The organism is Nocardiopsis sp. NPDC055824 (assembly GCF_053616335.1).
On the sequence record NZ_JBSHDN010000055.1, the window covers coordinates 1 to 12639 of the forward strand.

12 protein-coding genes are annotated in these 12639 nt (G+C 75.0%); 1 reads left to right on the forward strand and 11 read right to left on the reverse strand.

The features are described from left to right. Nucleotides 1–9: 9 nt before the first annotated feature. The 7 genes from ACWGL3_RS13855 to ACWGL3_RS13885 all read right to left on the reverse strand — a co-directional run bounded on the left by ACWGL3_RS13855 (nt 10) and on the right by ACWGL3_RS13885 (nt 6346). Nucleotides 10–885: a F510_1955 family glycosylhydrolase gene (locus ACWGL3_RS13855; RefSeq protein WP_452461338.1), complete on the reverse strand. Its 876-nt coding sequence runs from the start codon at nt 883–885 to the stop codon at nt 10–12. Nucleotides 886–954: 69 nt separating this feature from the next. Further along, the gene (locus ACWGL3_RS13860) at nt 955–1584 is read right to left on the reverse strand and encodes a DUF305 domain-containing protein (protein ID WP_452461339.1); all 630 of its coding nucleotides are present in this window, start codon (nt 1582–1584) and stop codon (nt 955–957) included. A 124-nt stretch (nt 1585–1708) separates the two neighbouring features. After that, the gene (locus tag ACWGL3_RS13865; RefSeq protein WP_267945639.1) at nt 1709–2203 is read right to left on the reverse strand and encodes a DUF6153 family protein; all 495 of its coding nucleotides are present in this window, start codon (nt 2201–2203) and stop codon (nt 1709–1711) included. A gap of 330 nt (nt 2204–2533) precedes the next feature. Continuing rightward, nucleotides 2534–2950: a hypothetical protein gene (locus ACWGL3_RS13870; protein WP_267945640.1), complete on the reverse strand. Its 417-nt coding sequence runs from the start codon at nt 2948–2950 to the stop codon at nt 2534–2536. Between the two features lie 192 nt (nt 2951–3142). Next, nucleotides 3143–3394, reverse strand: a complete 252-nt coding sequence (locus ACWGL3_RS13875) for a hypothetical protein (protein WP_267945641.1) — start codon at nt 3392–3394, stop codon at nt 3143–3145. Between the two features lie 2 nt (nt 3395–3396). Continuing rightward, complete coding sequence (locus ACWGL3_RS13880) at nt 3397–4743, reverse strand: TRAP transporter large permease subunit (protein ID WP_267945642.1); 1347 nt, start codon at nt 4741–4743, stop codon at nt 3397–3399. Nucleotides 4744–4978: 235 nt separating this feature from the next. Further along, complete coding sequence (locus ACWGL3_RS13885) at nt 4979–6346, reverse strand: RraA family protein (protein ID WP_452461340.1); 1368 nt, start codon at nt 6344–6346, stop codon at nt 4979–4981. Nucleotides 6347–6553: 207 nt separating this feature from the next. On the opposite strand from ACWGL3_RS13885, the gene ACWGL3_RS13890 reads away from it, so the two are divergent. After that, complete coding sequence (locus ACWGL3_RS13890; protein WP_267945644.1) at nt 6554–7312, forward strand: IclR family transcriptional regulator; 759 nt, start codon at nt 6554–6556, stop codon at nt 7310–7312. A 75-nt stretch (nt 7313–7387) separates the two neighbouring features. On the opposite strand, the gene ACWGL3_RS13895 is transcribed toward ACWGL3_RS13890, so the two are convergent. The 4 genes from ACWGL3_RS13895 to ACWGL3_RS13910 all read right to left on the reverse strand — a co-directional run bounded on the left by ACWGL3_RS13895 (nt 7388) and on the right by ACWGL3_RS13910 (nt 12608). Then, nucleotides 7388–8776: a tripartite tricarboxylate transporter permease gene (locus ACWGL3_RS13895; protein WP_267945645.1), complete on the reverse strand. Its 1389-nt coding sequence runs from the start codon at nt 8774–8776 to the stop codon at nt 7388–7390. Continuing rightward, nucleotides 8773–9189, reverse strand: a complete 417-nt coding sequence (locus ACWGL3_RS13900; RefSeq protein ID WP_433697679.1) for a hypothetical protein — start codon at nt 9187–9189, stop codon at nt 8773–8775. The genes ACWGL3_RS13895 and ACWGL3_RS13900 overlap by 4 nt, the downstream gene beginning before the upstream one ends. Before the next feature lie 119 nt (nt 9190–9308). After that, on the reverse strand, nt 9309–10577 hold the full coding sequence (locus ACWGL3_RS13905) for a hydroxymethylglutaryl-CoA reductase, degradative (RefSeq protein ID WP_267945647.1): 1269 nt from the start codon (nt 10575–10577) through the stop codon (nt 9309–9311). 96 nt (nt 10578–10673) lie between these two features. Then, on the reverse strand, nt 10674–12608 hold the full coding sequence (locus ACWGL3_RS13910; protein ID WP_267945648.1) for a helix-turn-helix domain-containing protein: 1935 nt from the start codon (nt 12606–12608) through the stop codon (nt 10674–10676). Nucleotides 12609–12639: the final 31 nt, after the last annotated feature.

The window sequence follows — 12639 nt, forward strand, 5'->3', positions numbered from 1 at the left end:
CCCCTGCCCTCACCGGGAACCGAAGACGGAACCGCCGTCGGTGGACCGGACCACCCGGTCACCGGCCACCGCGACGACCTGGTCGGCGTCGGCGTGGAGCGCCTGCGCCCCGCCGTCGATCCGTCCGGTCGGCTCCCACGACGCGCCGGCGTCCTCACTGCGGTGGACGCCGCCGTCCGGCGCGACCCCGAGGACGGTGTCCGTCCCCGGGACCCAGTCGACCAGCGCCAGCGGCGGCGCCCCGTCGACGGCGGAGAATCCGGACCCGCCGTCGGTCGAGCGCACCAGCCCGTCCCGCGTGGTCGCCACGACGGTCCGGCCGTCGTCGTCCACCCCCAGGGAGAACGGTTCGACGCCCTCGTCGAGCGCCTCCCACGTGGTGCCGTCCTCCGTCGCGCGCAGGGCGCCGTCGAACCCGACCACCCTGTCGGGCGTCGCGGCCAGGGCGTGGAAGTCCGACCGCCCCGCCCTCGACAGCGCCTGCCAGGTCGACCCGCCGTCGCGGGACTCGATCAGGCCCACCGGGTCGGGCATGTCCACCCCCGGACGGGGGTGTCCGCTCGCCACGTAGCGCCCCGGTCCGGCGACCGCGAACCCCATCAGGTCGATGGCCGGACCGACCCTGCGCGCCTCGGCGGCCCCGTCCCCCGTGCCCGGGGCGGGCAGGACGTAGAGGCCCTCGTGGGTGGCGACCAGGATGTCGCCGCTCTCGGGATCGACGTCCACGGCGTGCACGTGCGACACCTCCCCGGGCAGCGCGACGCCTGCCGCGGCCGTCCCGGACGAACGGTCGGCCCCCTCCTGCCCCTCCGCCGCGCACCCGGCCGCCATGACCGCCAGGACCGCCGTCGCGGCCGACAGCCGCGTCCTCTGTCTCGTACTCACTCTTCCCACCGATTCCTCCGAAGGCCGGTCGGGCGCCGGGCCGGTCGTCCGGCGCCCGCGTGGACGCGGTCAGTGACCGCCGTGCTCCCCGCTCCCGGCGGACTCGTCCCGGTCGCCGCCACCGGCGCCGCCGAGCATGGTGTCCATCAGCTCGATCTCGGACCGCTGCGCGTCGACGATCTCCTGCGCCAGCTCCCGGGCCTCGGGGTCTGCGCCCTCCTCCAGCTCGGTCTCGGCCATCGCGACGGCCCCCTCGTGGTGGAGGACCATCAACTCCAGGAACAGGGTGTCGAAGGCCCCGCCCTCGGCCCTCTCCAGTTCGGCCATCTGCTCCTGCGACAGCATGCCGTCCATGCCCGCGTGGTCCCCGGCGCCGGTGTCGCCGGTGTCCTCGCCCCACGACTCCAGCAGGCCGTTCATCCTGTCGGTCTCCGGACCCTGGGCCGCCTCGATCTCCTCCGCCAGCGCACGGACGTCCTCACCGGCCCGCGTCCGGGCCAGCTCCGACATCTCCACGGCCTGGCGGTGGTGCGGGATCATCATCCGGGCGAACTCCACGTCCGCCCCGTTGAACGCTGCGGCGCTCCGGTCGGCCGCCTCCGGCGACGGGCCGTCGCCGGTTCCGCCGCACGAGGCCAGGAGCAGGGCTGCGGCGACCGCGGCCGCCGCCGAGGCGAGGGTGCGCTTGTTCTCGGTCATGGTCGGTCCTTCTCTCTTCCGTGTGGTCCTGTCGCCGCGCGCCCGGACCGGGCCGGCGCGGCGTCGCTGCAGAGGTGTCGGCCGGACGGCGCACCGGGTTCCGCGGGCGCCGTCCGCGTGGCTCCTATATGCGGAGCACCTGCAACCGGGCGAGAGAGGGCGCGTCGGGGGGCCGGCGCAGGGGCCCGGCCGACCGCCGGACCGACGGCGGTGTGTGCGAGGGCGTTCCGGGCCACCGGGAGGACGCCACCGTGGCGACCCCCAGGAGGACGGCCGCCAGGCCGAGGACCGCCAGGCACATCAGCGTGGGGTCCGTGGGCGGGGGCTCGGCGGCACCGGGGCCGGGCGCCGCCCGCTCCGGGACGGCGGCCGCCGGGGACGCGTCGGCGTCGGCGGCACCGCCCTGCCACGCGGCCACGGCCGTCGGCGCGGGTCCGCCGCCGTGGTGGCCCTCGGACACGTGCCCGAGCGTGTGCATCGCGCCCACGCCCAGCACGAGCGCGGCCGTCAGCAGGAGCCGCAGCCGGGCGGGCTTCGGTCGCGGGCGCTCCGCCGACCGCCGCCGGGTCCCGACAGGGGCCCTCGGCGTGTTCGGGCCGGCCGCGTCGGGCGCGGTCACGGCGGCCTCCCCCCTGCGGCGTGCTCCGCGCGGTCCTCTGGGGCGGTGGTCGTCCATGTCGGCCTCGTCATGGGGTGGCGCGCTCCGTGGAGCGCTGCGGGACAGAAGGCGTCGTCGCGGCCTGCGCGGCGCGGGCCGCGGGCCGGGGGCCGGGGGCGGCGCCTCCGGAGCGGGCGCCGCGGACACCGCACCGGCGCCGGGGTCGGCGAAGGTCCGGGGGGCGGTGCCCGAGGTGTGGCCGGGCGCGCCGGCCCGGCGCTCCTCAGGTCGCGAGGGGCCGCGGGCGGACGCGCGGGCGCGCGTGCTCGGAGGTGCTGCCGGTCGGCCGGTCTACACCCGGCGGACGCACAGGGACACGAGTGCTCTCGTGCCCGCGAGGGGCAGCCCCCGGCGGCGCCGCGGCGGTCGGCGGCCGCCGACCGGGCGCGGCGCGGGGAGGAGCGGGCCGGCGAACGCGAAGACGCCGAGGCCCAGCAGGGCGGACGCGGAGAGGGACCCGCCGCGCTGGTCGGCCACGACGTCCGCGTCCTCGTCACAGGTGCCGTGCCCGTCGGCGTGCGGTGCGTCGGGGACGGGGACCGCGTGTGCGGCCGTCCCGCCCGCCGTGGGCGGGGAGGCGGCGGAGGCCTCGGACGGAGCCGCGTGCGGATGGCACAGCAGGACGGCCACGAGGCCCAGGGCCGACAGCACGACGAGGGCCGCCCTGGTCCAGAGCGGCCTCGTCGTCGTCGCGGTTGCCGTGGCCACGTCCACGAGGTTACCCACACCGTCGGCCCGTCCGGCGGCGCCCCCGGAGATCCGTCCCGGGGGCGCCGCCCCCGGGTACGACGCTCCACGGCCCCGGGGAGGGGCCCGCCGCGCGGGACGCGCCTCCCCGGAGGGACAAGCCCGACACGGCGCGCGGGCGGGAACGACCCGCCCCGCCCGGGCCGCCCGGGCCTACTCGCCCCCCTCGGCCGGCTCGGGCGCCAGGTAGTTGCCGATGTATCCGAGGACGCCGAACACCGCGGCGGCGGTGACCGTCGGCACGAACAGCCACGTGGAGCTGGCGGTGATCCAGTCCGGCCGCTGGGCCACCACCCCGGCCAGCTGGCCGAGGACGAGGAGGCTCCCGAGGGCGAAGCAGGCCAGGAGCCCGAGCTTGAAGAGCGCGCGGACGACGGTGAACGCCCGAGACTTGACGGCGGTCATGTTCAGCCCCCCAGGACCGGTAGGAAGCCCCATCCGATGAGGCAGCCGATGAGGAAGATCGGGATCATGTAGTACGCGATCAGCGGCAGGAACGTGCTCTCGGGGCGCGCCCCGGTCAGGCCCGCCGCCACGAAGATCGACCCGGAGGCCGGCGGGGACGCCCCCTCCGTGGAGGCGAACACGAGGATGGCGACGACCGCGAGGAGCGGGTCCACGCCCACGCCCACCAGGGCCAGGAAGGAGATCTGGCCCACCGCCGTGAGGGTCGCCGTGGACGAGAGCGGCCCGGCGACCAGTGCCACCACCAGGCCGACCACGGCGACGAGCAGGAAGCGGTTGACCGGCAGGTCCGCGAGCAGCGCGTTGACGTCCCCGGCGAGCCCCAGCCGGCCGAGGATCTCGCTGGCCGCGATCGCGAAGAACAGCAGGGCGCCGATGGTGGCGAACTTGGGCATGGCACCGTCGAGCAGCGCCGACCAGCCCCGGATGTTCGTGGGCAGCCGGTCGCGCCCCGCGACGAGGGAGAACCCGATGATCATGATCGGGATCCAGGTCAGCAGGGAGATCTCGCCCAGCGCGTCGCCGACGGGGGTGGACGTCGAGAGGAAGTCGGCCACGGGGCCGATCGTGACGACGATGGGGATGAGGGCGCCCAGGAAGATCGACAGCGCGCCCGCGCCCTCCCTGAGCGACGTGCGCAGGGGGACGAGGTCCTGCCTGTCGGCCTTGGGGATGCCGTCCCTGCGGACGAAGTACATGACCAGGCCGATCCTGAGCAGGATCTGGTAGGCGCCGGCCGCCAGCAGGGCCAGGTAGACCTGGCCCGTGGTGACCATGCCGCCGGCGAACCCGACCATGATGACCATGGACGCACTGGGCGGCAGTGCGGCGCCCATGCCCCCGTTGCCCGCGAGGACCGTCGCCGCGCGGGTGGGAGTCCACCCGGTGCGCACCATCCACGGCCCGGTGAAGGAGCCGCTGGAGGCGGTGTTGGCGGAGTTGGACCCCGAGAGGGAGCCGAAGACCGCCGACCCCGCCGTGTCGATGAACGCGGGGCCGCCGCGGATGCGCCCGAAGACCGAGTTGAGGATGGCCAGGATCTTCTGGATGAGACCCGTGACGTCGATCAGGTGGGCCATGAACACGAACGCCAGGGCGGCGTAGAGCACGTCGTGGGTGAGGGCGTCGGCGAGCCCGCCCAGCAGGTAGGCGGGGGCCTGTGCTCCGGCGAAGAGCGCGGTGGTGATCATCCCGAGGAGCATCGCCTCGCCCATGTTCCTCTTGAACACGACGTTCCAGACGATGATCACGGCGATGAAGGCCGCGAGGGCTAGGAGTGCGGTGGGCATGGTGCGACCTTCGGGGGCGGGGCGGGCTGGTGCTGGTGGCGGCCGGTACCCGCGGGCTCCGCACCGGCGCGGGCCGTGGGGGCTGCGGAGCCGCTGACGACAGCGGGGGGCGTGGAGGCGGTGGGGACCTCGGACGCCGCGGGAGCCGGGAGGGCCGCGGAGAAGGCTCCGTCGGCAGGGAGGGCCGGAACCGCGGCGGCGGGGAGGGGGACGGCGGACGGGCCTGGGCGGCGTCTCATCCGCGTTCACCGCGGATGGCGTCGCGGCGGCGCGCCTCGTCCTCGACGACGGCCTGTGCGGCGCGGAGGGCCTGCTCGGCCTCCAAGCGCGGGACGACGAACACGCCGTCGCCGTCGGCGACGACGATGTCCCCGGTGGCGCAGACGGCGCCGCCCACCGCGATCGGCACGCCGACGTGGCCGGGGCCGTCCTTGTAGGGCCCTGCCGGGGAGACCCCGGCCGCCCAGACGGGGAAGCCGAGGTCGCGGAGCTCGTCGACGTCGCGGACCGCCCCGTCGACCACCATGCCGCGGATGCCGCGGTTGAGGGCGCGCTCGGCGACGAGCTCACCCAGCAGCGCGCGGGAGCGGTCCCCGCCGCCGTTGACCACCAGGACGTCCCCGGGAAGGGCCCGGCCGAGGGCCCGGTGCAGGGCCCGGTTGTCGCCGGGTCGCGTCAGGACGGTGAGCGCGCGCCCCGCGACACGGGCGCCGGGCCACACCGACCGGATGTGGGGGGAGACGAAGCCGAGGCGGTCGCGGCCGTCGCCGATGGCGGCGGTGGGGATCCCGGCGAACGCGTCGGCCAGGGCCCGCGTGTCGTCCTGGGCCCGGCGGGCCAGGGCCAGGTGGCGGTCGGCGGCACCGGCGCTGACCGGGGCGTCGACGCCCAGCCCCGCGAGGAGGTCGATGCTGGCCCGGAGCTCGTTGGACCTGCGCAGGGCGTGCAGGCGGGTCCCCTTGTTCAGACGGTCCAGGGCGGCCGGGCCCTCGGACAGGGCGTCGGCGATCTGCTCGCGCACCCAGGCCTCCTCGCCCGCGGCGGCGCCGGCGTCCACGGCCTCGGTGATGAGGGCTCCCAGGCCCTTCATGAAGACGCTGCGCAGCAGTTTGCGGCGCGTGGCGTCGCCGACCTCGCCGCCGATGGGCTCGGTCCCGGCGTCGACCGCGCCCAGCAGACGCACCGCGTCCCCGGAGGCCGCGCCGGACAGGAGCACCTTGGCCCTGGCCCCGAGCACCAGCACCGATCCGATGATCGCCCCGTCCACGACCCGCGCGGACGCGCCGAGGGCCTGCGCGACGCGGATCTTGGTCTCCGGCGAGGAGGCGTTGAGGTCCACGTAGACCGCGTCGTCGCGCAGTACGGGGCGGGCCGCGTCGGCGGCCGCGACCGCGTGCGCCGCCGTGGTGAGCCCGAGGACCAGGTCGGCTCCCGCGACGGCGTCGGCGGTGGAGTCGGCCCGCCCCACTCCGGCGGGGGTGGGCGTCTCGCCCGGGTCGTAGCCCGAGGTCTCCCAACCCGCGGCCGCGAACGCCGCGGCGTAGGTGGATCCGGCTTCGCCCAACCCGAGGACGGCGACCTTCATCGTCACACCTTCTATCATTCAGTGATAGTTACTATTACCAATTGAGAGGAAGTGTGACCTGCGACGCTTCACGCTGTCAACCCGGTGGAAACCCGTCCGCTACCTTGGGAGCGAGGACCGAGCGGCGGAACCGCCGTGCCCGCCGGGGCCGCGGCCCTCACGAAGGCGTCGGAACGGCCCCCGGGACAAGCCGGAATCGCAACGGAAGGGCTGGGGACAGCGAGTATGGGAGCCCCGACCGGGACCGGGAACCAGGGACGCACGCTCGACCGGGCCCTGGACGTCCTGGAGTGCCTGGAGCGTGCGCGCGGGCCGCTCCGGCTCAGCGAGATCGCCAGGGAGAGCGACCTCCACCTGGCCACGACCCAGCGGACCGTCAACCAGCTCGTGCGGCGCGGCTACATCCAGCAGGACGGCCTCGGGTACTCGCTCGGTCCGGTGATCCTGTCACTGGCCCACGCGTTCGTCGTCAACGACCGGCTCAGCACGGTCGCGACGCCGATCCTGACCGAGCTGTCGGCCTCGACCGGGCTGACCTCTTCGCTCTTCGTGCGCTCCGGCCCCGAACGCATCCTCGTCGCACGCGTGGACGGGGTGGACCCCCTGCGCTACCAGTTCCCCATCGGTCGCCGGGTCCCGCTGGACCTCGGCGGCGGCAAGGTCCTCCTCGCGCACGACGACGACGCGGAACTCGACGCCTACCTCGCGGACCTGCCCGACGCCCGCCTCGCGGACGGGCGGGTGCAGACCCCGGCGGACCTGCGCGCGGAGCTCGACCGCATCAGGGAGACCGGCTACCACCTGGCCGAGTCCGAACGCGAACTCGGCGCGCTCAGCCTCACCCGGCCCGTGCCCGGCCACGACGGGGGCGCGGCGGCGGCCATCAACCTGGTGACGACCGCGGAGACGACCACTCCCGAGGAGCTCCTGGCCCTCCTGCCCGAGATCTCACGCGCCGCCGGGGCCATCGGCGCCAGGATCTAGCGCGGCGGCACCGGCAGCCGGGCATGCGCAGGCCCCGGCCGCGTGATCGCGACCGGGGCCTGCGGACCGAACCCCTCAGCCGACCAGGGCCAGCAGGGCCGGAACGGTCAGGACCGCCACGTAGAAGCCCATGAACTGCACACCCGTGTGCATGTTGAGGAACTTGTTCAGGAGCCCTCCGACCAGGCCCACCGTGAGGGTCACGCCGACCGCGAGCAGCCCGCCCTCGTACAGGCAGATCACCATGATCAGACCGGCGAAGGCGCCGATGATCGCCTCGTGGGAGACCTTGCGCATCACGAACGAGGCGGCGCGGTGCGCGTAGGTCATCGCGAAGGGGTACGCCACGGCCGACGCCAGCGCCACCCCCAGCAGCCCGTACACGAGGAACTCGCTACCCGACAGCAGGTTGTGCAGGTTGTTCGTGGCACCGGTCTCGGTGTCCACCGTGTACACGGGCGGCGCGTTGAACAGCGGCGCGGCCGGGCCGGCGGCCATCGGCGAGAGCGGCAGGCCCAGCGCGATCAGCGGGATCAGCGTCTCGGCGATGTAGGTGGACTCGGTCGTGCCGTTGCGCACCGACATCACCGAGGTCAGCCGGTGGTAGCCGTTCTTGATGCGCGCGCCGGCGATCTCGCCCATCAGCACGGTCATGGCCACCGGGGAGAACACGAACGTCGCGCTGGAGACGCCGGCCGCCGCGCTCGTGTACCCCAGCTGCTTGCGGTCCAGGACCTTCAGCGGGTTGGGCAGCCGCCCCTTCCAGGTCCGGGTGTCCGGGGCCAGGTCGAAGGTGCGCGGCGCCTCCCGGCGCAGCGAGGCGCGCCCCGACGGCGACAGCGCCATGAGCAGGTCGGCGATCAGCGGACCGGTCGCGATGCCCAGGAAGAAGCTGATCGACAGGGACGTCCCGGTGGTGTTCGTGACGAAGGCCTGGAGGCCCACGACCAGCAGCACGAACGGCACCAGCGCCAGCACGGAGGCCAGGCGGCCCTTGGAGGTGTAGGCGATGAGCACGGCCGCGGCCACGAAGATCCACGGCGCCGCCCTGCCGATGGTGTCGGCGAAGGGGCTGAGCAGCCAGGCGAACAGGACCGCCAGCGGCACCGAGATGAACGCGGCGACCACACCGCCCGAGATGGCCTTGCGCAGCGCGATGTGCGGCACCCCGAGTTCGCGCAGCATCTGCGCGTCCCTGAGCATCGGCACCGCCATGGTGTCGCCGGGGATGCCCAGCAGCGTGGTGGGGATGGCGTGCGTGATGTGCTTGGCGACGATCCCCGCCATGAAGAAGGTGAACACCCCGGGCGCGGGGACGCCCAGCAGCACCACGAGCAGGGTCAGCGGGGCCACCGTCGCGGTCTCGTCGGTGCCCGAGACCAGTCCGATCAGCGCGAAGACCATCGCGCCGACCAGGCCCATGCCCAGGGCCCAGGCGGCGTCGGTGAGCAGTTCGGGGCTCATTCGGCCACCGTCCCGCCGCGGCGCTCGTGCTGCGCGCGCAGGTCCTCGTACAGGCCCAGCGCGCGGATCTCGTCCTGGACGGGGCCGGGCAGCTCGCCGGGGTCGCCCAGGGGCCCGTACTCGGCCTCGATGGCGTCCATCGCCTCCGCGCGGCCCTCTCGGGAGGACTGCTGCTCGGTGACCACGCGCTTGGGCGCGAAGAGGCGGGCGCCGACGAACCCGGCGATCAGGCAGCCGGCCAGGCCCACGAGCAGGGCGTAGGACCCGGACAGGGAGTCGTCGCCGGAGCCGCGGGAGAAGAAGAGGTCGGCGACCAGGTAGAGGGGGGTGGCGATGCCCACGCCGAGCGCGATCGCGCCGAGCGTGTGCCGGGAGTCGACGGTGTCGCCCCAGATCTCCAGGAGGTTGGACATGGTTGGTTCCGTTCACTGAGGGTGGCGGACGCGCGGAGGGCCCTGCGGCCCCGGGCGCCGCGCCGGGTGGGGGCGTGCGGGGGCGGCGGCTGCCGCGCCCCGGCACGGGGTCCGGTGCGTCACCGGCTCCGGATCTCGGCCAGGACGGCCTCGGCGCGGTCGTGCCGGAAGGCCTTCTCCGAGATCAGGACCGCCACGACCCGGTCCACCTCGCCGCCGGCGGCGCCGACGGCGATGGCGATGTTCTTCGCGTGCAGGGACATGTGGCCCCGCTGGATGCCCTCGCCCGCCAGGGCGCGCACGGCGGCGATGTTCTGGGCGAGGCCGACGGCGGTGACGAGTTCGCCCAGTTCCCGGGCCGTGGTCACCTCCGTGACGGCGATGGCCGCGCGCGCGGCCGGGTGGGAGCGGGTCGCCCCGCCGACCAGGCCGACCGGCATCGGCAGTTCCAGGGTGGCCACGATGTCGCCGTCCGCGTTCTTCTCGAAGGTGGACAGCGAGGAGTAGACGCCGTCGGCGTTCACGGCGTGGGAGTGGGCGCCCGCCTCGACCGCGCGGGTGTCGTTCCCGGTGGCCAGGACCACGGCGGACACGCCGTTCATGATGCCCTTGTTGTGGGTTGCGGCCCGGTACGGGTCGGCGGCGGCGAGCCGGTAGGCGTGGATCATGTCGTCCACGATCTCGGCCCCGCCGAGGGCTTCGGCGTCCAGGACGGCGCGGGCCCGGCTCAGCCGCAGGTCGGCCTTGTTGGTGAGGATGCGCAGCACGGCCCGGCCGCCCGCGATCTCCGCCAGGCGCGGGGCCACGGCCTCGGCCATGGTGTTGACGGCGTTGGCGCCCATGGCGTCGCGCACGTCCACGACCAGGTGCGCGACGACGTAGGTGGCGCCGGGCGCCTCGACGGTGCGCACGGTCAGGTCCAGGACCCCGCCCCCCACCTCGGCGAGCTTGGGGTCCTGCGCGGCGGCGAGGGCGATCAGCTCGTCGCGGGCCTCCAGCACCCGCAGCCGGGCCCCGGCCGGGTCGACGACGTCCACGACCTGTACCTGGGCCTGCATGACGGGTCCGGTGCTGCTGGTGGTGAAGCCGCCCCGCACCCGGGCGATCCGGGCGGCGTTGCTCGCCGCCGCGACCACGGACGGCTCCTCGGTGGCCATCGGCACCAGCACGTCCCGCCCGTTGACGGTCACGTTGGTGGCGATGCCGACGGGGATGCCCATGACGCCGACGACGTTCTCGATCATGTGCTCGGCGGCCTCCACGCCCAGCCCGCCCGGCTCCAGGGCGTCGAACACGGCGGGCTCCACGCCGCTCTCCCTCGCCACGGCCTCCCGGCGCTCCTGGACCGTGAGCGTGCGGAACCCGGTCAACCTGCTGTTCTGAGCCACTGCGTGCTTCCCCCGTGGAACGGGCACCGGTGTGCGGTGCGTCACTGCTGTCCGGTCCATGTAAGCAGCGAACGTCACACGAACGACATGTCCGGTTCAGACAACGGGGGCCGCGTTCACATGTCTGTTTCCTGCAGTGCGCAGCCGGTGGAGGCGCGCGGCGACGCCCACCCGGAACATCGGGTCGGGGGACCTCCAGTCCGGTCCGAGCAGGGCGGTCACCCTCTCCAGGCGCTGCTTGACGGTGTTGGGGTGCACGTACAGGGCCCGTGCGGCACGGGAGACGCTGCCGCCGCCGTCGGCGTAGGCGGCGATGGTCGCGGCCAGCTCGGTGCGGTGCTCGCGGTCCCAGTCGACGACGGGGCCGATCATCCGGTCGACGAAGGCGAGCGCCCGGGCGCCGTCGGTGCCGAACATCGCCAGGTAGGGGGCGTACTCGTCGGCCTCGTGCGCCCCGTCGGACACGCCCAGCGCGGGCAGGAGGCCGGCGCACTCCCACGCCTCGGCGAGGGCCGCGCCGATACCGGCCGGGCCGCTGACCCGGGAGGCGACCGCGAGCATGGGCCCCTCCTCCCGCGCGCCCCGGCTGCGGCGGACCTGGCGGGCCGCCTCGCCGGGGTCGCCTCCGGGGACCAGCACCGCCACGCCCTCCCCCTGGGCCGCGACCAGCCACCTGCGGCTGGCGGCGGACAGCGCGCGCAGCAGCGGATGGCGTGCCCGGTCGGGGACGGGCACCACCACCCCCGACCAGGGCTGGTCGAGGACGATGCCGCGTGCGGCGGCCCGCCGCTCCAGCGCGTCCATGTCGGCCGATCCCGAGACCAGGTCCAGCGCCAGTTCGCCCCGCACCCGCTCCTCCGCGTCGGTCAGGGCCTCGCGCTGCATGGTCAGCAGGGCCACGATCTGCCCCGAGCGCTCGATGGTGCGGCGCTCCACGTCGGTGAGCGGTGCCGGGCCGACGCCCACGAGCAGCAGGCCCAACAGCTCCGAGCCCGCGATCGCGGCGGCGACGACGTCCAGCCCCTCGGCGCCGACCGGGGCGCAGTGGCCCGAGGCCCGGCTGCGCTCGGCGGCCCGCACCGCCGGGGCCGACAGCCGCCCCCGCGTCCACCAGCGGCCGCCCCCCTCGGCGGTCGCGGCCACCGGCCGCAGCTCCCGGTCGGCGATGGCGACGGGCCGCCCCAGCGACTCGGCGAGCGTGGCCGCGACCTCGCGGGGGCCGTGGCCGGACAGCACCAGGGCGGTGAGCCGCTCGTGGACGCGGGCGGAGGCGTTCATGGCCTCCAGGTGGCGCTCGGCGCGGGACTGGGCGTCCTCGGCGCGGTCGGCGGCGTCGGTCACCGCCGAGAACAGCCGGGCGGTGTGCAGGATGACCGCGGCGTGGTCGGCGAAGGCCGACAGCAGCGCGATCTCGTCGCTGGCGAAGGAGCGCGTGGACCTGTCCGCGGCGAAGAGGACCCCGAGCACCTCGCCGTTGGCGGCCATCGGCACCCCGAGCAGGGACCGCAGGCGCTCCTCCCCCACGGCGGCGTCGATCTCGGGGTCGCGGTCGAGGTCGTGCTCCGCGCCGTAGTCGGCCGTCCACTGGGGCGACCGGGTGCGCACCACCCGGCTGGCGATGCCCATCCCCGCGGGGACGCGCAGCCCCTGGAAACGGGGGGAGACCGTGCCGCGGCTCGCGCGGACGAACAGCTCGTCGGTGCTCTCGTCGTAGACGGAGAGGTAGGTGACGTCGGTGCTGACCAGGTCGTGGGCGCGGTCCACGAGTTTGCGCAGCAGGGCCTGCACGTCGCGGACCTCGACCAGGTCGCGTGTGCTGGCGATGAGGGCGGACAGCTCGCCGTCGCGGCGCCGCAGCCTGCCGAACCCGGCGGCGGCCCGCTGCGCGCGGACGACCACCCCTTCCTCCACGGGCCCCAGGAGCGAGCGCACGTCCTCGGCGGAGAGCTGGTCGCCCGACTCCACCCGGGCCAGCAGGTCGACGACCGCGCGCTGGGCCCGGGGATCGAGTGGCGCGGGAGTGTCGTGCATCACGGAAGTATCGCATCTCCTCAGGTGGGAG